Annotated in this window: 20 protein-coding genes and 1 pseudogene; 5 read left to right on the top strand and 16 right to left on the bottom strand. The window is 71.7% G+C overall.

All coding sequences use genetic code 11. The features are described from left to right. The first annotated feature begins 13 nt into the window (after window positions 1–13). Window positions 14–1,444 carry an MFS transporter gene (locus ACWDX6_RS11140; protein WP_451484654.1) on the top strand — a complete coding sequence of 477 codons (1,431 nt, stop codon included), beginning with the start codon at window positions 14–16 and terminating at the stop codon, window positions 1,442–1,444. A gap of 201 nt (window positions 1,445–1,645) precedes the next feature. Here the strand turns inward: ACWDX6_RS11140 and ACWDX6_RS11135 are convergent, their stop codons facing one another. From ACWDX6_RS11135 to ACWDX6_RS11125, 3 genes are read right to left on the bottom strand one after another with little or no spacing between them, the layout of a single operon-like run. Further along, window positions 1,646–3,718 carry a HelD family protein gene (locus ACWDX6_RS11135; RefSeq protein WP_451484653.1) on the bottom strand — a complete coding sequence of 691 codons (2,073 nt, stop codon included), beginning with the start codon at window positions 3,716–3,718 and terminating at the stop codon, window positions 1,646–1,648. Window positions 3,719–3,770: 52 nt separating this feature from the next. Then, window positions 3,771–4,376, bottom strand: a complete 606-nt coding sequence (locus ACWDX6_RS11130; protein ID WP_451484652.1) for a TetR/AcrR family transcriptional regulator — start codon at window positions 4,374–4,376, stop codon at window positions 3,771–3,773. Continuing rightward, the gene (locus tag ACWDX6_RS11125) at window positions 4,373–5,176 is read right to left on the bottom strand and encodes a TetR/AcrR family transcriptional regulator (protein WP_451484651.1); all 804 of its coding nucleotides are present in this window, start codon (window positions 5,174–5,176) and stop codon (window positions 4,373–4,375) included. Before ACWDX6_RS11125 ends, ACWDX6_RS11130 begins: the two co-directional genes overlap by 4 nt. Before the next feature lie 74 nt (window positions 5,177–5,250). On the opposite strand from ACWDX6_RS11125, the gene ACWDX6_RS11120 reads away from it, so the two are divergent. Beyond that, window positions 5,251–6,297 carry an ATP-binding cassette domain-containing protein gene (locus tag ACWDX6_RS11120; protein WP_451484650.1) on the top strand — a complete coding sequence of 349 codons (1,047 nt, stop codon included), beginning with the start codon at window positions 5,251–5,253 and terminating at the stop codon, window positions 6,295–6,297. Next, window positions 6,290–7,045: an ABC transporter permease gene (locus tag ACWDX6_RS11115; RefSeq protein ID WP_451484649.1), complete on the top strand. Its 756-nt coding sequence runs from the start codon at window positions 6,290–6,292 to the stop codon at window positions 7,043–7,045. The genes ACWDX6_RS11120 and ACWDX6_RS11115 overlap by 8 nt, the downstream gene beginning before the upstream one ends. Before the next feature lie 33 nt (window positions 7,046–7,078). Here ACWDX6_RS11115 and ACWDX6_RS11110 read toward each other — a convergent pair whose 3' ends face one another. Together ACWDX6_RS11110 and ACWDX6_RS11105 are read right to left on the bottom strand one after the other, a co-directional pair. After that, entirely contained in the window at window positions 7,079–8,323 is a 1,245-nt protein-coding gene (locus ACWDX6_RS11110; protein ID WP_451484648.1) for a GNAT family N-acetyltransferase, read from the bottom strand. Window positions 8,324–8,454: 131 nt separating this feature from the next. After that, the gene (locus tag ACWDX6_RS11105) at window positions 8,455–9,048 is read right to left on the bottom strand and encodes an RsiG family protein (protein WP_451484647.1); all 594 of its coding nucleotides are present in this window, start codon (window positions 9,046–9,048) and stop codon (window positions 8,455–8,457) included. A 127-nt stretch (window positions 9,049–9,175) separates the two neighbouring features. Here ACWDX6_RS11105 and dtd point away from each other — a divergent pair, with 127 nt between their 5' ends. Further along, window positions 9,176–9,601, top strand: coding sequence for a D-aminoacyl-tRNA deacylase (gene dtd, locus ACWDX6_RS11100; RefSeq protein WP_451484646.1), 426 nt, complete (start codon window positions 9,176–9,178; stop codon window positions 9,599–9,601). 90 nt (window positions 9,602–9,691) lie between these two features. On the opposite strand, the gene ygfZ is transcribed toward dtd, so the two are convergent. The 6 genes from ygfZ to ACWDX6_RS11070 form a co-directional block, all read right to left on the bottom strand. Beyond that, on the bottom strand, window positions 9,692–10,672 hold the full coding sequence (gene ygfZ / locus ACWDX6_RS11095; RefSeq protein WP_451484645.1) for a CAF17-like 4Fe-4S cluster assembly/insertion protein YgfZ: 981 nt from the start codon (window positions 10,670–10,672) through the stop codon (window positions 9,692–9,694). A gap of 9 nt (window positions 10,673–10,681) precedes the next feature. Beyond that, window positions 10,682–11,119 carry a Fur family transcriptional regulator gene (locus ACWDX6_RS11090; RefSeq protein WP_451484644.1) on the bottom strand — a complete coding sequence of 146 codons (438 nt, stop codon included), beginning with the start codon at window positions 11,117–11,119 and terminating at the stop codon, window positions 10,682–10,684. 68 nt (window positions 11,120–11,187) lie between these two features. Further along, on the bottom strand, window positions 11,188–11,760 hold the full coding sequence (locus ACWDX6_RS11085; RefSeq protein WP_451484643.1) for an FABP family protein: 573 nt from the start codon (window positions 11,758–11,760) through the stop codon (window positions 11,188–11,190). A 244-nt stretch (window positions 11,761–12,004) separates the two neighbouring features. Beyond that, window positions 12,005–12,892 carry a hypothetical protein gene (locus ACWDX6_RS11080; RefSeq protein ID WP_451484642.1) on the bottom strand — a complete coding sequence of 296 codons (888 nt, stop codon included), beginning with the start codon at window positions 12,890–12,892 and terminating at the stop codon, window positions 12,005–12,007. Next, window positions 12,889–13,713: a hypothetical protein gene (locus tag ACWDX6_RS11075; RefSeq protein ID WP_451484641.1), complete on the bottom strand. Its 825-nt coding sequence runs from the start codon at window positions 13,711–13,713 to the stop codon at window positions 12,889–12,891. Before ACWDX6_RS11075 ends, ACWDX6_RS11080 begins: the two co-directional genes overlap by 4 nt. Continuing rightward, window positions 13,710–14,489: a hypothetical protein gene (locus tag ACWDX6_RS11070; RefSeq protein ID WP_451484640.1), complete on the bottom strand. Its 780-nt coding sequence runs from the start codon at window positions 14,487–14,489 to the stop codon at window positions 13,710–13,712. The genes ACWDX6_RS11075 and ACWDX6_RS11070 overlap by 4 nt, the downstream gene beginning before the upstream one ends. A gap of 144 nt (window positions 14,490–14,633) precedes the next feature. Between ACWDX6_RS11070 and ACWDX6_RS11065 the strand changes: the two genes are divergently transcribed. Further along, window positions 14,634–14,996 (top strand): DsrE family protein, encoded by a 363-nt coding sequence (locus tag ACWDX6_RS11065; RefSeq protein WP_356891811.1) that lies wholly within the window; start codon window positions 14,634–14,636, stop codon window positions 14,994–14,996. A gap of 26 nt (window positions 14,997–15,022) precedes the next feature. Here the strand turns inward: ACWDX6_RS11065 and ACWDX6_RS11060 are convergent. The 5 genes and pseudogenes from ACWDX6_RS11060 to ACWDX6_RS11040 form a co-directional block, all read right to left on the bottom strand. After that, window positions 15,023–15,301: pseudogene (locus ACWDX6_RS11060) on the bottom strand (DUF3099 domain-containing protein); the annotation flags it as partial. Between the two features lie 351 nt (window positions 15,302–15,652). Then, window positions 15,653–16,045 (bottom strand): hypothetical protein, encoded by a 393-nt coding sequence (locus tag ACWDX6_RS11055; protein WP_451484639.1) that lies wholly within the window; start codon window positions 16,043–16,045, stop codon window positions 15,653–15,655. Window positions 16,046–16,247: 202 nt separating this feature from the next. After that, on the bottom strand, window positions 16,248–16,535 hold the full coding sequence (locus ACWDX6_RS11050; RefSeq protein ID WP_015035121.1) for a DUF1416 domain-containing protein: 288 nt from the start codon (window positions 16,533–16,535) through the stop codon (window positions 16,248–16,250). Between the two features lie 49 nt (window positions 16,536–16,584). Next, a complete protein-coding gene (locus ACWDX6_RS11045) occupies window positions 16,585–17,424 on the bottom strand; it encodes a sulfurtransferase (RefSeq protein WP_403287526.1) in 840 nt (279 codons plus the stop codon). Between the two features lie 141 nt (window positions 17,425–17,565). Then, entirely contained in the window at window positions 17,566–17,646 is an 81-nt protein-coding gene (locus ACWDX6_RS11040) for a putative leader peptide (RefSeq protein ID WP_350497993.1), read from the bottom strand. Window positions 17,647–17,807 lie beyond the last annotated feature (161 nt).

The raw sequence follows: 17,807 nt of genomic DNA, 5'->3' as shown, positions 1-17,807 counted from the left end.
AGGAGAGACCGCCATGCCGCCCACCGAAACCCCCTCGCGCTCCCGCCGGCTCGCCCTCGGCGTCCTGGCCACCGGAATGCTGATGACGATCCTCGACGGCAGCATCGTCACCGTCGCCATGCCGGCCATCCAGAGCGACCTCGGCTTCACCCCGGTCGGCCTGAGCTGGGTCGTCAACGCCTACCTGATCGCCTTCGGCTCGCTGCTCCTCCTCGCCGGCCGGCTCGGCGATCTCATCGGCCGCAAGAGGATGTTCCTCGCGGGTACGGGAGTCTTCACGGCCGCCTCCCTCCTGGCCGGCGTCGCCACCTCCCCCGGCGTCCTGATCGCCGCCCGCTTCCTCCAGGGGGCCGGCAGCGCGATGGCCTCCGCCGTCAGCCTCGGCATCCTCGTCACGCTCTTCACCGCACCCCGCGAACGGGCCAAGGCCATCGCCGTGTTCAGCTTCACCGGAGCGGCCGGCGCCTCCCTCGGGCAGGTTCTCGGCGGTGTCCTCACCGACGCGCTCACCTGGAACTGGATCTTCTTCATCAACCTGCCGATCGGCGTCGCGGCCCTCCTCGCCGCCCTCCCCGCCCTGCCGGGCGACCGGGGCCTCGGCCTGAGAGCGGGAGCGGACGTCGTCGGCGCGCTGCTCGTCACCTCCGGCCTGATGCTCGGAATCTACGCAGTCGTCAAGATCGAGGAGTACGGCGCCGGTTCGGGCCGCACCCTCGGTCTCGGCGGCCTCGCGCTCGCCCTCCTCGCGGGCTTCGCCGTCCGCCAGGCCACCGCGAGGAACCCGCTGATTCCGCTGCGGATCTTCCGCTCGCGCAGCGTCCTGGGCGCCAACCTGGTCCAGATGCTGATGGTCGCCGCGCTCTTCTCGTTCCAGATCCTCGTCGCGCTCTACCTCCAGAGGGTGCTCGGTTACGGCGCCGCCGAGACCGGCCTCGCGATGCTGCCGGCCGCCGCCGTCATCGGCGCGGTGTCCCTCGGCGTCTCGGCCCGCCTCAACGCCCGCTTCGGCGAGCGCACCGTGCTGCTGGCCGGTCTCGTCCTGCTCGTCGGCGTCCTCGGTCTGCTGACCCGGGTGCCCGTGAACGCCTCGTACGCCACCGACCTGCTGCCCGTCATGCTCCTCGCCGCCGGGTTCGGTCTCGCGCTGCCGGCCCTGACCTCGCTGGGCATGTCCGGCGCGAAGGAGGAGGACGCGGGGCTCGCCTCGGGTCTGTTCAACACCACCCAGCAGATCGGCATGGCCCTCGGCATCGCCGTCCTCTCCACCCTGGCCGCCTCCCGCACCGAGTCCCTCACCGCCGCGGGCCGCCCCGCCGCCGAAGCCCTGACCGGGGGCTACCACCTGGCGTTCGCGGTCGGCACCGGACTCCTCCTCGCCGCCCTGGCCGTCGCCGCGACGGTCCTGCGCCGACCGCGCCCGGCGGCCGCTCCGCTGTACGCCTGAGGGCGGTTCCGGACGAGGGGACGGCGACGAGTTCGACGCCGGGACGGGCCGGCGACGAGGAGGACGACCGCGACTTCCGTGACGACATCGGGGACGCGGACGCGTTCGCCGCCCTGTTCCCGTACAAGGACCGGATCATCGTCGTCCGCTCGGGCAACGGCGTGCGCCCCCTCTCGGCGTACGAACGCTGGTGACGGCCCTTCAGGAAGTCTGAGCGCCGCCGAGCAAGGCCGGCAGGGGCTCGCTGTGGACGAGGTCCAGGCGGGAGACGGCCCGGGTGAGGACGACGTACAGCCGGTGGTGGCCGCGCGGCTCGGCCGCGACGATCGCGGCGGGCTCGGCCACCACCACGTGGTCGAACTCCAGCCCCTTGGCGAGCGTCGCGGGGACCAGCGTGACCCGCCCGTCGGCCTCGTCCAGGGTCCCGTCCAGTGCTCGCGCGAGAGGGGCGACCATCGACTCGGCGGCGATCACACCGATCGCCCCCTGCCTGGTCAGTGCCTTGGCGACCGCTTCGACGACTCCGTCGACGAGGCTCTCCGTCGCGGTGCGGGTCACCTCGCCCCCGGCCCGCAGGGAGGTGGCCGGTGCGACGTCCGCGCCGAGGGCGGGCAGCAGCCGGTTGGTGAGGTCGACGATCGCCTCCGGGACGCGGTAGCCGATGGTCAGCGGAACCACCTCGGCGTCCGGCTTGCCCAGGTGGGCCAGTTGCTCGCACCAACCGCGGGCCGCCCACGGGGTGGTGCCCTGGGCCAGGTCGCCGAGCACGGTCAGTGAGCCGAACGCGGCGCGGCGGGCGATCGCCCGGCACTGCATCGGCGACAGGTCCTGCGCCTCGTCGACGACGACATGGGCGTAGCCCTCGGGACGCTCGATCAGCCCGGCCAGTTCGTCGAGGAGTACGAGGTCGGCGGCCGTCCACCGCGCCGAGCGGTACGAGCGGGGCAGCCGCACCCACCGGATGGCCTCCAGCTCGTCCAGGGTCAGCGCCTCGTCGCGCGGGTCGGTGAGCACCTCGGCGAGCACCTCCTCGGGCGTCACCTTCGGCCAGCAGCCGTCCACGAACGCCGACACCGGGCGGGCCCGCTCGATCCTGCGCGCCCACGCCCGGCCCAGGGGCCCGGCCCGCCGCTCGGCCTGGAGCCGGAGGGCTTGGACGACCCGGTCCCGGACCCGTTCGCGCCCGGTCGCGTACGGCGGCGCCTCCTCCCGTACCGCCGTGACGATCCGCGCCAGTTCGTCCGCCGTGAGCCGCCAGCGGTACGAGCCGTCGGGAACCGTCAACGGCCCGGCGGGGGCGGAGTCGACCCGGGCGTACAGGGCCGTGCGCAGCACCCGCGCCATCCGGGCGTCGTGCTTGACCAGGGCCGCCGCCTCTCCGTCCACTGCGCGCACCTCCTGCCGGGCGATCTCCTCGTCGACCGTCGACTGCCGGATTCCGCTCTCGCCGAGCGCGGGCAGCACCTCGGAGATGTAGGAGAGGAAGGTCCGGTTGGGGCCGAGGACGAGGAGGCCGGAGCGGCGGACGCGCTGTGGGTGGGTGTAGAGGAGGTACGCGGCCCGGTGCAGGCCGACGGCGGTCTTGCCGGTGCCGGGGGCGCCCTGGACGCAGAGGGAGACGGCGGGCCCCGACCGTACGAGGTCGTCCTGTTCGGGCTGGAGGGTGGCGGCGATGTCGCGCATCGGGCCGGTCCGGGGGCGCTCGATCTCCCGGGTGACGATCTCGCCGGCGGTGCCGGTTCCGGAGCGGAGGTACTCGTCCTCCAGGCCGGTCAGATCGGCCGAGTCGCCCTGGCTGTACGGGGCCCAGCCGAAGCGGCGCCGCCGGACCACGCCCTGGGGGGCGTGGGCGCCGGCCTGGTAGTAGGAGCGCGAGACGGGGGCCCGCCAGTCGATGACGAGGGGAGGGGAGGCGGGGTCCTCGGCGATGCGGCGGCGGCCGACGTGCAGGGTCTGGCCGTCCTCGCGGTCGAGGCGGCCGAAGAACAGGGGGCCCGGCGGCTGTTCGCCGAACTCCTTGGCCCGGCTGCGGAGGTGGTAGCCGAGGGATTCGGCGTCGGCACCGGAGGCGGCGACGTCCTCGCCGGTGACGACCTGCTCGGCCACGTCCTCGGCCATCCGGGCCAGGGCGGCGCGGCAGGCGTCGTGATGGGCGCGTTCACGGGCGAGTTCGGGGGCGAGTTCGATGTCCGGGTCGAAGGCCGGGTCCAAGGCCGGGTCGATGTCCGGGTCGAAGGCCGGCTCACGCTTCGTCTCATGGTCGGGTGACGTCATTCCGACAAGCATAGAGGAATAACGTTACCGAGTTACATTATTGTCCGAGTCGCTAAAACGGCAGCCCGTCCCGCAGGCTCCTGAACGCCCGCTCGGCCGCCGCGACAGCCTCCGGGTGCACCTCGTCGGCGCTCTCGCCCGCCGCCATCCGGCGGGCGTTCTCCTCCGCCAGGACGCGCAGGACGGCGACGATCTGCGCGGCGGCGAGGCGGGCCGGCAGCGGCTCGCCACCGAGCGCCCGCGCGAGCGCCGCCTCCGACCGGTCCCGGTAGCCGTGGAGCCGGGCGACCAGCGCCGGGGTGCCGTAGAGGAACCGCTGGAAGGCGAGGACATCGGGGTCGTCGCAGAGCCCCGTCACCGGGTCGCGGCGGTCGAGCCCGCGCAGGAAGTGCGCGCGCAGGGCGTCGAGCGGCCCGGCGCCCGCGGGGCGGGCCGCGACGACCCGGGCGGACTCGTCCTCGTGGTCGGCGAACCGATGGAGTGCCAGGTCCTCCTTGGCCGGGAAGTAGCGGAAGAGAGTCGGCTTGGAGACCTCGGCGGCGGCCGCGACCTCGGCGACGGAGACGGCGTCGAAGCCCTTCTCCAGGAAGAGGGCGACGGCCGTGTCGGAGAGGAGCTGCCGGGTCTGCCGCTTCTTGCGCTCACGAAGCCCGCTCACCCCTTCCCCGCCTCCCCGTCCACCAGGACCGCGACCCCGTCGAGGAGCCGCGCGAGACCGAAGCGGAATTCGTCGTCCGGCGCGTCCGCCTCGTCCAGCACCCCGGAATCGAGCATCCGCGCCACCGCCGGGAAGCGGGCCGGGTCGGCGAGCCGGCGCAGGGTGTGGCTGTAGCGGGCCATGACGACAGCCGGCTCCTCGCCGCTCGCGCCGATCGCGGCGGCGAGGTCGGCGTTCATCAGGGCGTCGCTCTTGACGAATCCGGCCACCAGCAGGACCACGGAGAGCTTGGTGCCCTCGTCGAGGCCGGTGCCGCCGAGGGCGACCATGGCCTTCTCCCACCAGGCGACCGTGTTCGGCGTCGCGGGCGGGCCGGAGACGGGCAGCCGGACCATCCAGAGGTTGCGGTGGTAGACCTCGCGCATCGCCCAGGACCACGCCTCCATCGCCTCGCGCCAGCCCGCGTCGGGCGGGAAGAGCTCCGGTGGGGCGCCGGTGGCCGTGTCCTGCATGAGCACGTACAGCTCGCTCTTGGCGCCGACATAGCGGTAGAGCGACATGGGGGAGACGCCGAGCTCCTTGGCGATCCGCCCCATGGAGACGGCGTCGAGCCCCTCCGCCGCGGCGAGGCGTACGGCCGTGTCGACGATTCCGTCGAGGGTCAGGCCCGGCTTGGGCCCCTTCGCGGGCCGCTCCCGCAGCCCCCAGGCGGCCTCGATGCTCGGCGGCAGGAACGTCCCGCCACCGCCCTTGTCGTCCGCCATGAGCCGCCGCCTCCACATCTCGCGCTTGACGGCCATCCTAGTAATGCGTAACCCTTACACAGTACCGCGTAAGGCATACGCAGTAAGAGGTACGAGCTCGAGGAGCCGCCATGCGACCCACCACCGAGGCCGCCGCCGAGGCGGGCGACAAGGCCCGCCCAGAGGCCGCCACCGAAGCCGCCACCCGCACCACAGCCCGAGCCGCCGCCGACCGCACCAGGGGCGAAAGCGCCGTCGAAGCCGTCGGCCTGCGCAAGACCTACGGGACCCTGCCAGTCCTCGACTCACTCGACCTCCGCGTCGAACGGGGCACTGTCTTCGCCCTCCTCGGCCCCAACGGCGCCGGCAAGACGACCACCGTCCGCGTCCTCGCCACCCTCACCCGGCCCGACGCCGGGCACGCGCGCGTGGCCGGGCACGACGTCGTCGCCCACCGATCGAAGGTCCGCCGGGCCATCAGCCTCACCGGCCAGTTCGCCGCCGTCGACGGCACGCAGACCGGCTACGAGAACCTGCGGATGGCGGCACGCCTCTCCGGCCTGTCCCGCCGGGCCGCCGACCGGCGCGCCACCGAACTCCTGGAACGCTTCGCCCTCGCCGAGGCCGGCCGCCGCCTGGCCAGGACGTACTCCGGAGGCATGCGCCGCCGCCTCGACCTCGCCGCGGGGCTCGTCCGCGACGCGGAGGTGGTCTTCCTGGACGAGCCCACCACCGGCCTCGACCCCCGCAGCCGCCAGGAGCTCTGGCAGACCGTCCGCGAGCTGTCGGCCGGCGTCACGACCGTCTTCCTCACCACCCAGTACCTGGAGGAGGCCGACCGGCTCGCCGGCCGCATCGCCGTCATGGACTCCGGCCGGATCGTCGCCGAGGGCACCGCCGACGCGCTCAAGTCACGCGTCGCCGGCGACCGCCTCGACCTGGCCCTCGCCGACGAACGCGCCTACCTCCGGCTCTCCGGCCGGGCGGTCCACCACTCCCCCGAGACCCTCACGCTCGGCGTCCCCACCGACGGCAGCGCCGCCCACGTCCGGGCGCTCCTGGACGAACTCGACCCCGAGCGGACGGACATCGCGCGCTTCGCCCTGCACACCGCGACCCTCGACGACGTCTTCCTGACCCTCACCGCACGCGCCCCCGAGGAGCCCACCCATGTCTGACGCGCTCACCGTGACCGGCACCCTGACCGGCCGCGCCATCCGCCTCAGCCGCCGCAACCCGGACGCCGTCATCACCTCGATGATGCTGCCCGTCATGCTGATGCTGATCTTCGTCTACTTCTTCGGCGGAGCCATCGACACCGGTACGCGCTACGTCACGTACGTCGTCCCGGGCGTCCTCCTCCTCTGCGCCGGATTCGGCTCGGCGGGCACCGCCGTGTCCGTCAGCGAGGACATGAAGGGCGGCATCATCGACCGGTTCCGGTCGCTCGACATCGGCGGTACGCCGATCCTCGCCGGCCACGTCGGCGCCAGCGTGGCCCGCAACCTCCTCGCCACCACCCTTGTCTTCGGCGTCGCCTTCCTGATCGGCTTCCGGCCGTCGGCCACCCCCGCCGGCTGGCTCGCCGCCCTCGGGCTGCTCCTCGCCTTCATCACCGCCGTCTCCTGGCTGTCGGCGGCGGCCGGACTCCTCGCCAGAACACCCGAGGCGGCGGGCGGGTTCACCTTCTTCATGATGTTCCTGCCGTACCCGAGCAGCGCGTTCGTACCGATCGAGACCATGCCCGGCTGGCTCCACGGCTTCGCCCGGCACCAGCCGGTGACGCCGGTGATCGAGTCCCTGCGCGGTCTGCTGCTCGACCGGCCCGTCGGCAACACGCCCTGGATCGCGCTCGCCTGGTGCGCGGGCCTGCTCGCGCTCGCGGTCGCCGCGTCGGGAAGCCTCTTCCGGCTGCGTACGAAGTGACACACCCGGCGGCCGGACGGCCCCTGGAACGACTCAGAAGATGTCCGGGCACCAGGGCCGGCGCGGGGCCCGCAGCAGGAGGTCCGCGAGGGCGGCGGCGCCCGGGGTGAGCTCCTCGACCCGGCCCAGGGCCGCCAGCCGCACCGGCGATTCGTCGCCGAGCGACAGCGTGCCCAACTCCGCGATGTCGAGGGCGAGATCGGCCGACTCGCCGGTACGGGAGCAGGCGGCGCCCTCCGGGGAGGCGTCGAGCCGGTAGCGGCCGCCCGCCAGACCGTCGGCATCGCGCAGATCGAGGACCAGGCTGCCGGAGGCGCCGTACGTACGGCCCTCCAGGACCTTGGCGACGTCCAGGACCCGGACCCACAGCATGTCGGCGTGCGTCGTGACGCGGGCGGCCCGGGGATCGGGGAGCAGCAGCGGGAGGAGGTCGTCGGGGGCGCGGTGGCCGGACTTGACGGTGGTGACCCAGTCGATCGAGCAGAGGAAGTGCCACAGCGCGCGCTCCGCGGCAGGGGTGGCGGCGATCAGATCGCGGACGGTGGCCGTGTTCAGGGGCTGCTTGCCGTCCTCCCACTTGTCGTCGCAGGTGTAGGCGGCGTAGCCCTGGGGGCTGCCGTCCTCGTCGCGGTAGACGGCGTAGAACGGTTCGGTCCAGGGATGGCTCTGGTAGGCGACGCCGGTGCCGACGTCCCAGCCGCGGGCGTCCCGGCCAACGATGCCCGCGCGGCCGGCGGCGAGCCGGCGGTGCAGGTCGGGACCGATCTTGCGGATCTCCTCGCCGTCGGTGAAGTCGATCCGGCCCCCGTCCCCCGGGCGGCCTGAACGGCGCGGATCGAGACCGGCGCGGCGGACGTCGACGGTCCACTCGGTGGTCCAGGTGGCCGGTCCGAAGCCGTACCGGCCGTAGATCGGGTACTCGGCGGCGATGAGGGTCGCGACCGCGTCGCCGCGCTCCTTGGCGGCGGCGAGATCGGTCGCCATCATGCGGCTGAGCAGTCCGCGCCGGCGGTGGGTCGCGGCGACGGTGACCGCCGAGACGGCGTCGGCGACGAGCGTGCCGCCGCCCACCGTGCTCAACTCCTGCGTGAACGACCGGAAGGTGGCGACGGCCCGGCCCTGGTCGAAGACCCCCAGAACACGCGAGAGGTCGACGTGCGGCAGCCGGTCGGCGACCTCCTCGTCCGCCACGACCGGCGGTCGCAGGAAGCCGGAGTGGACCGCCCGCAGCCAGTCGGGATATTCGGACTCGACGACCGTGCGCACCTCAAGGCTCATCCGACGAGGCTATGCGGGGGCCCGTCGGGCTCGCATCCCGGTTTTCCCGCGGCGCTCGCGGGACATGGCGGGCGAGCGGGCCGGACCGGCGCCGCCCTCGCCTGACATGGCGGGCGAGCGGGCCGGACCCGTCAGTTGAGCAGGTCGTCCACCTGCGCCTCGCCCTCGCGGTAGCGGCGGGCGATCTCCGCGCTGCAGTCGTCGGCGGTCCGCTGGAGCTGCTGCCGCCGCCGCGACACCTGCTGCTCATAGCCGGCGAGCCGCCCCATCGCCCGGTGGAGCTCCTCGTCCGTGCGGGCGGAGAGGTCCGACAGCTCGACCTCCGACAGCATCTCCGTCGCGAGCCGGCAGTACTCCTCGCTCCGCGGCGTCGACAGCGTCACATGCCGCGCCGACGTCCTCAGCCGCGAGGGCGCGTCGGCGAGGATCTCCGAGAGCCGGTCCAGGACCGGCGCCTCCGGGTCCGTACGCCGGGCCAGTTCGGCCCGGAGGATGTCGATCCGGCCCTGCAGCATCCGCCGCACATAGCTCAGGTCCGCCTCGTCCCCCTGCGCGTCCCGGCGCAGTGCCCGCAGCTCCGGCAGCCGCAGCCCGGCGATGTCCGGCTGTGGACTCTCCGGCAGCGCCGGAGCGGCGGTCCGCTGCAGCGGTGGACGTGCGGCCCCGCCGATCCGGATCAGCGGTACGGGACCGGACGGCGACTGTCCGGCGCCATGTGCACTCATGTGAATCGTCCCCTCGACCGGTGCGGAGCCGCACCGCCTGACACGCATGGTGCCACTCCCGCACGTGTGTGTGCAGGAGCACTGCACCCGTTCGGCCCCAGGCAAGTCGGTCGGTAGGTTGGTCCGTATGCGTGCGGTGGTGCAGAGAGTGGACGGCGCGAAGGTCGTCGTCGCCGGTGAGACGGTCGGCGAGATCGTCGGCGAAGGACTGTGTGTGCTGGTGGGAGTCACCCACGAGGACACGCCGGAGAAGGCCGCCCAGCTGGCCCGAAAACTGTGGTCCGTCCGCATTCTGGAGGGAGAGAAATCCTGTTCGGACGCGAATGCGCCCTTGCTGGTGATTTCTCAGTTCACCCTCTACGGGGACGCGCGGAAGGGCCGCAGGCCGACCTGGAACGCCGCCGCGCCCGGCCCGGTGGCCGAACCCCTCGTCGACGAGGTGGTAGCGCGGCTGCGCGACCTGGGCGCGACGGTGGAAACGGGCCGGTTCGGAGCCGACATGCGCGTGTCGCTCACGAATCACGGCCCGTTCACGGTCCTGATCGAGGTCTGACGGTCCTGGTCGAGGTCTGAGCCCTACGGCCCTGCGGCCGACGGGCTTCGGTCTTCCTTCCCGGGCCCTTTCGGTCTTCTTTCTCGGGCCCTACGGCTCCACGACCGTCTCCTGCGCCGCCGCCGTATCCCCGGCGAGGAGCTCCGCGTCGACCGGCACGTTCCGCTTCACCATCGCCAGCGCGATCGGGCCCAGCTCGTGGTGGCGGCCCGAGGTGGTGATGAAGCCCAGCTGCCGGCCGTCGGCGCCGTCCGAGGCGAGCCGGATCGGGGTGCCGGGAGCGGGCAGATACACCTCGCTGCCGTCCAGGTGCAGGAAGACGAGCCGCCGTGGCGGCTTCCCCAGGTTGTGGACGCGCGCCACCGTCTCCTGCCCGCGGTAGCAACCCTTCTGCAGATGGACCGCGCTGCCGATCCAGCCCAGCTCGTGCGGGATGGTCCGGTGGTCGGTCTCGAAGCCGAGCCGCGGCCGGTGCTCCTCGATCCGCAGCGCCTCGTACGCGAGGATCCCGGCGGCCGGCCCGTGCGCCGCCGCGAAGGACTCCAGCTCTGTCCGGGGCAGGAACAGTTCACGGCCGTACGGGGTCTCCCGTACGACCACCCCCTCCGGCACCTCGGCGATGGACCCGGCCGGCAGGTGGACGACGGCGAAGTCCTCCGTACGGTCGGCGACCTCGACCCGGTAGAAGAACTTCATCGACTCCAGATAGGCGATGAGCTCGTCCTGCGTACCGGGCTCGACATGCGCCCAGACCGTCTCGCCGTCGTCGACGAGGTAGAGGGCGTGCTCGATGTGACCGTTGGCCGAGAGGATCAGCGCCTCGGTGGCCCGGCCGGCCGGCAACTCGGCCACGTGCTGGGTCAGGAGCAGGTGCAGCCAGCTCAGCCGGTCGTCCCCGGAGACGGTGACGACCCCGCGGTGCGAGAGGTCGACGAAGCCGGAGCCGCCGGCGAGGGACCGCTGCTCGCGGAAGAGATCGCCGTAGTGCGCGGCGACGCCTTCGTCCCGCCCTTCGGCGGGCACGGCGCCGGGCAGGGACAGCAGGGGGCTGTGCGGAGAAAGTCGCTGCATGGAACCAGACTACGACCGCGTACCGCTGTCCTTGTTCGAACAGTCCGCACATCGGCCGAAGATCGCGAAATGCTTCATGTCCGTCTCGAACCCGAACGTCTCGCGGAGCTTGCCGGTGAACTCGGCGGCGATGTCGACATCAGCCTCGATGACCTCCGCGCACTCCCGGCACACCAGATGCAGATGGTGGTGCCGGTCGGCGAGGTGGTACGTGGGGGCGCCGTGGCCCAGATGGGCGTGGCTGACAAGACCCAGCTCCTCCAGGAGCTCCAGCGTCCGGTAGACGGTGGAGATGTTCACGCCGGAGGCGGTCTTGCGGACCTCGCCGAGGATGTCGTCGGGCGTCGCGTGTTCGAGCGTGTCGACGGCCTCCAGGACAAGCTGGCGCTGGGGCGTCAGCCGGTAGCCGCGCTGCCGCAGGTCGCTCTTCCAGTCGGTGCTCACCACGCCCCCCAGTGTAGGAGGGCGTGGCGCGGTACCGGGGCCGCGTACGCGGACGGCCGACGGGCCGGGGCCTACTTGAAGAAGGCGATGCCGTCGTCCGGCAGGTCGCCGAGGCCGCGCGCCATCTCCGCGACCTCCTCGGGCGTGACGACCTTCTTCAGGTGCGCCGACATGTACGGCCGCAGCGGGACCTCGGGGGTGGACTTCTCGCCGACCCACATCAGGTCGCCCTTGACGTAGCCGTAGAGCCGCTTGCCACCGCTGTACGCGCCGGAGGCGGCGGTACGCGCGACGGCGTCGGTCACGAGGTCGATCTGCGGCTTCTGGTGGGCGAGCTCGCCGTACCAGATCTCCACGATGCCCTGGTCACGGACCATGACGATCTCTACCTTGCGGTCCTTGTCGATCCGCCAGTAGCCGCTCTCGCTCTCCAGCGGGCGGAGCTGGTTGCCGTCGTTGTCCAGGACCCAGGAGCGGGAGCGGTACTCGATGAAGTCCCGGCCGTCGTGGCTGAACGTCACGGACTGGCCGAAGTTGCACTTCTCGGCGCCGGGGAAGTCGGAGACGCCCGCGCCTTCCCACGTCCCGAGAAGGAACGCGAGGGGGACGAGGTCCGGGTTGAGGTCGGACGGGATCTCGATCATGAGTGGCTCTGTCGATCTGTTAGGGGTGATTAGCGCTGGCCCTGGTACAGCTTCTTCACGGCCAGACCGGTGAAGGCGAGCACGCCGACGCAGACCAGGACCAGCAGGGCTTCGAAGAAGATGATCACAGGGTGCTCCTCGAATGAGCGGTGAAGGCAGAACGGGCCGGAACCCAGCTTAATGGGCTGGGGTCCGGCGCCGTCTGTGAGGTGTGTCCAGGGAAGGTCCGGGGTGTCCGGCTGCCTCAGCCGAGGAGCTGCTGCTGGAGCACGACCGCCTGGTGGAACGGTACGGCCGGCGCGCCGCCCTTGCGGTCCTGCCGGACCAGCGCGAGCGTGTCACCGGCCTGGATGTAGCTCCAGCGCGTCTGCTGGGGGCCGTGCGGCTTGTCCTCGGTGAAGTAGTACGCGACGGTGTCCATGACACCTGCCGAGCTTTCCCACTCCGTGTCCAGAACGCCCGCCGCCACGCCGTCGGGCAGGACCTCGGAGGTGGCGCCGGCCTCCAGGGTGTCGTCCTTGAACGTCTCCGAGAAGGCGACCGAGTTGAACTGGAGGAGGAAGACCCGGGTGGTGGTGCCGTCGGGCATCGTCCAGGCGCGGGCGGCGATGTGGCGCAGGGCGGAGTCGGCCAGCGCCTGACGGAGACCGGCCCGGCTCTCCTCCCCGTACTGCGCGAGGTACTGGTCCACGCCGACCCAGCCGCCACCGTTCAGCTTCGCGTCCACGGTCGCCCCCTCGGGTGCCGGCAGCAGCAGCCTGCGCAGGTCGGCATGGTGGATCTCGCCGACGTTCCCGGACGTGAACGGGCGCTGCGCGCCCTCGGGGAGGGCGGGCAGGGAGAGCTCCGGGTACACCCAGCGGCCGTCGTCCTCGGTGGCGAGACCGGGGACGTCGGTGCGATCCATCGCGGTGATCCCGGCGGTCATGCCCGCGCCGAGCGCACCGCACACGACGACGGCGGCGGTCCAGCGGGCGACCGCCCGCAGCACACGCCGGGCCGGCTTGGCGGGTGCGGAGGCCTCGGGCACGGGGGCCGGAGCCTCGGGGGCGGGGGCCGGAGGCACGGGGGCCGGGGCCTCGGGGGCGTCGAGGACGGGTGCCGGAGGCACCGCCTCCTGCTGCTCGGTCATACGTACTCCCCCGGAGACTCGATGTGGTCCAGCTGCTTCTTCACCAGCGCGGCGACGGCGGACTTGTCGAACGGCCTGGAGCCCTCGGCGGTGACGGTCACGGACAGCTCGGAGTCGTACGCCGAGCAGACCATCCCGTCCAGATCCGAACGCTTGTCCTTCTCGCCCTTGGGCCACGCGAAGCAGAACGACTTCTTGTGGTCCTTGATCTTCGGCCCCTCGGGGAACTCCAGGAGCTCGAAGAGCTCACGCTTGACCCCGAAGAGATCACGGATCCGCTTCTTGTCCTTCATGCGGACGATCTCCACGTTCACGACGAGGTCGTCGTTGTCGGAGGTGAAGGAACGCATGGCGACGCCCTGGACGCCGAGCCTGTCGATCTTCTTCTCGTACTCGCGGCGCTTCTTGCCGGTGAGCCCACGTGCCTCCTGTTTCAGCAGTGCCGTGGCCTCCTTCGGTCCGATCTCGGAGTCGTTCCCGTACGACTCGATGTCGGGTCCGAGCCGGAAGCCCTCGGGCACCGGCAGCAACAGCTTGCTGAGCGGCGTCGTCGCCCGCCCCCGGACCACGCCTGCCGCGGGGTCCTTGCCCGGCTCGGCCGTCGGTCCCCAGGCGACGGTCGGCGCCGACCGGTCCGCGCCCTGGACGGTGACCGCGGTGTAGGCGATCCCCCCACCGGCCGCGCCGAGGACGAGAACGGCCGGCAACACGACGGTCAGCAAAGTGCGCCCACGCCCACGCTTTCGCCCCTGCGGCTCTTCCACGACGGCGGTGGGCCCGTCCTCGGTGGTCCGGCTCTCGTTGCCCTGGTCCTCGCTCACAGGCGCTCCAGCTGTCGCTCCGCCAGCAGACGGATGTCGTTCTTGGAGATCTTCTTCTCGGTGTCGAAGATGTTGATCTCCACCATCACGTCCCCGCGGTGGAAGACGGCCCGGGCGCGGTACAGGTCCAGATATCCGGCCTTCCGCTGGACCGGGTAGAGGTAGTAGCGGCCTTCCTCCGTGCCCTTGAGGAGGTCGCCGTCGTTCCGGGCATGGTCCTCCTCGGGCATGTACTCACGCTGCCGCTCCGCGTGCCTGGCCGCACCGAGCGCACTGCTGGAGCGGAACTGCACCAGCCGGATCGTCGTCTCGCGGTGCTCGCCGCTGTCCCAGGCGGTCGCCGCCACCCGGCGGATCTCACTCTCGGAGAGGGACTCGAGCATGTAGCCCTCGTTCACGAACCCGCTCGCGTAGTCGGCGACGGACATCCAGCCGTCGGACTCCGGGATGTCCTCCGACTTCCGCGCGCCCGCGGGCTTGGGCAGAAGCAGCTTGCGCAGATCCCCGTCCGTCTTCACCTTCCGGTCCTCGGCGGCCGTGAGCGGCTCCGGCACCTGGTCCTTCGGGAGCGGTCGCTCGGGGTACGCGAGGTTCGGCCGGCTGAGCGCGGGCAGCGGTGTCGGCTCCCGCTCGGCCTGGATGCCGTATCCGACGGCCGTGCCGCCGATGACGCCCAGGGCGGCGGCGATCGCGATGAGCGCGGCGGTACGACCGGCCCGGCGCCGCCGCGACGGCGCCGGAGAGTCGTCCTGGGACGGCGCCGGCGGGGCCGGCACCGGTGCCTCTACGGCGTGGTGCGTTGTTTCTGTGGCTTCCAATGTCCCCCCACGAGACCTGAAGCGCAGATTCCGTAACCCGCGCATCCAACTGACACGTGAGTCATGCATGGGGTTGCGGTGCTTCGCATTACAGTTCGGTACATGGCGAAGAAGCTCGTGATCAAGGTGACCGCCGGGGCCGACGCCCCCGAACGCTGCTCCCAGGCCTTCACGGTGGCCGCCGTCGCCGTGGCCAGCGGGGTCGAGGTATCGCTCTGGCTGACGGGCGAGTCGTCGTGGTTCGCGCTTCCGGGGCGCGCGGCCGAGTTCGAGCTGCCGCACGCGGCGCCGCTGCCCGATCTGGTCGACTCGATCCTGGCGGCCGGGCGGATCACGCTCTGCACGCAGTGCGCGGCGCGCCGGGAGATCACGGAGAAGGACGTCCTGGAGGGCGTACGGATCGCCGGCGCCCAGGTCTTCGTCCAGGAGGCGATGGCCGACGGGGCCCAGGCGCTCGTCTACTGACGTCCGCGGAACGCCACCGACGCCGGCTACGGACGGCGCTTCTTGCCGTCGAGCTCGTCCCACCACTCGTCGGACTTCGGGTCGCCCGACGGATCGTCCCACCACCGGTCGTCGGGCCCCCGCCGGTTCGCGACCACCGCGGCGACCGGCGGAATGAGCATGGCGGCGACGCACATCCCGATGGCGACGGGCATCGACCACAGCCGCACCACGGCCCAGGCCCCCACGAAGAGCACCAGGCACACGCCCATCATCCAGAAGTAGGCATGCCGCCGCCGCGCGTACATACCTTCAGCGTACGACCGAAGGGCCGTGCCTCAAGTCCTGGTAGTGGCGTCCAACCGTCCCTGTACGCCGGACAGATGTGCTTCGGCGGGCTGCTCCGAACGGTCCTGAGCAGCCTGGACCGCTGTCACTCTCCGTCGGCGGGGCGCATCATGTGCGCCATCCTCCGGAAGGTCGGCGGTCCTCGGCACGCGGACAGAGTCGGGCCTGATGCATTGCGCGGGCGGGCGATGGGTCTCCGTACCAGCCTGGCGGCGCGACACAGCGCGCGGACGCCCAGCCTCTTCCGTCTGCCTGCGGGATACGGACTTCTCTGCCCTGCGCGCGCGCCCAACCCCTGGCCGCGCCTCCCGATCACGATGGCCGAAGCCTCATGACGGGACGTCTTCACGCGCGTCGTACTCGTACTGCGTCTCCAATGCTGCGCACCCCAACGACTGGGCCGCCTGGGCCCGCCGTGCGAGCTGCCACTGGTCGTTCGACCCACGGGTGATCGTGCCGGCCCATCGAGAGGAGCTGAGAGCCGTCAGTTCGCGCTTGCGGCGGGCGAAATCGGCGGCTGTATGGCGGGTCCCCAGGGCAACCCGCTCTGCCAGGTCGCGTGCCGCGAGCCGGGACAGGTACTCCGCCAGCTCCCGGAGAATCAGTGCGTCACGGCCCGACAGGCGCAACCTGGTTCTCACCGTGAGCCCGCCCGCCGGAAGAGCCAGGCGTGGCGGGACCAGCACACGCAGCCCGGACGCCGAACGCTCGGCCATGTCCACCCCCGCCCCCTTGTCCGTCGAACATGTCAACGAGCCAGGTGTGCGAAGGTCACACGATCAGCCGGAGAATCTGATCGCAAAAGGCGCGAAGGGCCGCATCTCGCGGTTCAGGCGTCCAAACCCCCAGGAGATGCGGCCCTTCGGCCAGTCGATGAGGCGCCCCGGCGCCGAGCAGTGCCCGGTGCCGGGGCGCGTCAGAAGATCAGACCGCGATGGCGACCTCGGCGAGGCCGCCGTGCTGCGCCACGACCTGGCGGTCGGCGGTGCCGCCGGGGACCAGGGCGCGGACGGTCCAGGTGCCCTCGGCCGCGTAGAAGCGGAACTGGCCGGTGGCGGAGGTCGGGACCTCGGCCGTGAACTCGCCGGTCGAGTCCAGGAGGCGGACGTAACCGGTGACGGGCTGGCCGTCCTTGGTCACGAAGCCCTGGATGGTGGTCTCACCGGGCTTGATCGTCGAGGCGTCGGGCCCGCCGGGCTGCGCTCCACACATGTTGAGAATCCTTACGGTCGAGGGGTCCGGAGAAGGGGAGGTCCGGGGCTTACTTGTTCGCGCCGAGCTCGATCGGCACGCCGACGAGGGAGCCGTACTCGGTCCACGAGCCGTCGTAGTTCTTGACGTTCTCGACGCCGAGCAGCTCGTGCAGCACGAACCAGGTCAGCGCGGAGCGCTCACCGATGCGGCAGTACGCGATGGTGTCCTTCGCCAGGTCGACCCGCTCGTCCTCGTAGAGGGCCTTGAGCTCGTCGTCCGACTTGAAGGTGCCGTCGTCGTTGGCGTTCTTCGACCACGGGATGTTGCGGGCGCTCGGCACGTGGCCGGGGCGCTGGGACTGCTCCTGCGGGAGGTGCGCCGGGGCGAGCAGCTTGCCGGAGAACTCGTCGGGCGAGCGGACGTCGACCAGGTTCTGGGCGCCGATCGCGGCCACGACGTCGTCGCGGAAGGCGCGGATCGAGGTGTCCTGGGGCTTGGCCTTGTACTCGGTGGCCGGGCGGGTCGGGACCTCCGCGACGAGGTCGCGGGAGTCGAGCTCCCACTTCTTGCGGCCGCCGTCGAGGAGCTTCACGTCCTGGTGGCCGTAGAGCTTGAAGTACCAGTAGGCGTAGGAGGCGAACCAGTTGTTGTTGCCGCCGTAGAGGACGACCGTGGTGTCGTTCGCGATGCCCTTGGCCGAGAGGAGCTTCTCGAAGCCCTCCTGGTCGATGAAGTCGCGGCGGACCGGGTCCTGCAGGTCCTTGGTCCAGTCGATCCGGATCGCGTTGCGGATGTGGTTCTTCTCGTACGCCGAGGTGTCCTCGTCGACCTCGACGATCGCGACCTGCGGGTTGTCGAGGTTCGCCTCGACCCAATCGGCGTCTACCAGGACGTCGCTGCGGCTCATGCTGTTTCTCCTCCGGGGCAGTGTTCGGCGGTGTGGCGCAAGGTGGTGCGGGTACGCGGCATCGCTGGGCGTACGGCTACACAGGTGGCCCCGACCGTGTCGGTCGACGGGCCTGAAGGAATGCGGGCTCGGGCGTCCCGCTCAGACCGAGCGACAGAGCATGGCGGCGACGCGGCACAGGTCTACTGCCCGCCGCTTCGTGAGATCCGCCTGTCGCTTCATGGCCACGATCGTAGGGACGGACAGGCGGCCGTGTCACCGGCGTGTCGTATTTTGAGACGCGATCGTCCGAAGCGTGGGACGCGATCACACCGCGCGGCCGCTGCGGGCGTCTCGGCACCGGCGCCGGGCGCTCTTCATCTACGCCTCGGACAGCGCCGTCT

This window comes from Streptomyces sp. NPDC003027 (genome assembly GCF_053591435.1).
Note: the sequence above shows the minus strand (reverse complement) of the source record. Positions and strands in the feature narration are given on the sequence as shown.

Bases quoted from the DNA above. Each gene is read 5' to 3' on its own strand.
- ACWDX6_RS11110 (WP_451484648.1), bottom strand. From the start codon at position 8,323: ATGAGCCTTGAGGTGCGCACGGTCGTCGAGTCCGAATATCCCGACTGG.
- ygfZ (WP_451484645.1), bottom strand. From the start codon at position 10,672: ATGCAGCGACTTTCTCCGCACAGCCCCCTGCTGTCCCTGCCCGGCGCC.
- ACWDX6_RS11135 (WP_451484653.1), bottom strand. From the start codon at position 3,718: ATGACGTCACCCGACCATGAGACGAAGCGTGAGCCGGCCTTCGACCCG.
- dtd (WP_451484646.1), top strand. From the start codon at position 9,176: ATGCGTGCGGTGGTGCAGAGAGTGGACGGCGCGAAGGTCGTCGTCGCC.
- ACWDX6_RS11125 (WP_451484651.1), bottom strand. From the start codon at position 5,176: ATGGCCGTCAAGCGCGAGATGTGGAGGCGGCGGCTCATGGCGGACGAC.
- ACWDX6_RS11085 (WP_451484643.1), bottom strand. From the start codon at position 11,760: ATGATCGAGATCCCGTCCGACCTCAACCCGGACCTCGTCCCCCTCGCG.
- ACWDX6_RS11040 (WP_350497993.1), bottom strand. From the start codon at position 17,646: ATGAAGCGACAGGCGGATCTCACGAAGCGGCGGGCAGTAGACCTGTGC.
- ACWDX6_RS11105 (WP_451484647.1), bottom strand. From the start codon at position 9,048: ATGAGTGCACATGGCGCCGGACAGTCGCCGTCCGGTCCCGTACCGCTG.
- ACWDX6_RS11140 (WP_451484654.1), top strand. From the start codon at position 14: ATGCCGCCCACCGAAACCCCCTCGCGCTCCCGCCGGCTCGCCCTCGGC.
- ACWDX6_RS11120 (WP_451484650.1), top strand. From the start codon at position 5,251: ATGCGACCCACCACCGAGGCCGCCGCCGAGGCGGGCGACAAGGCCCGC.
- ACWDX6_RS11045 (WP_403287526.1), bottom strand. From the start codon at position 17,424: ATGAGCCGCAGCGACGTCCTGGTAGACGCCGATTGGGTCGAGGCGAAC.
- ACWDX6_RS11050 (WP_015035121.1), bottom strand. From the start codon at position 16,535: ATGTGTGGAGCGCAGCCCGGCGGGCCCGACGCCTCGACGATCAAGCCC.
- ACWDX6_RS11115 (WP_451484649.1), top strand. From the start codon at position 6,290: ATGTCTGACGCGCTCACCGTGACCGGCACCCTGACCGGCCGCGCCATC.
- ACWDX6_RS11065 (WP_356891811.1), top strand. From the start codon at position 14,634: ATGGCGAAGAAGCTCGTGATCAAGGTGACCGCCGGGGCCGACGCCCCC.
- ACWDX6_RS11080 (WP_451484642.1), bottom strand. From the start codon at position 12,892: ATGACCGAGCAGCAGGAGGCGGTGCCTCCGGCACCCGTCCTCGACGCC.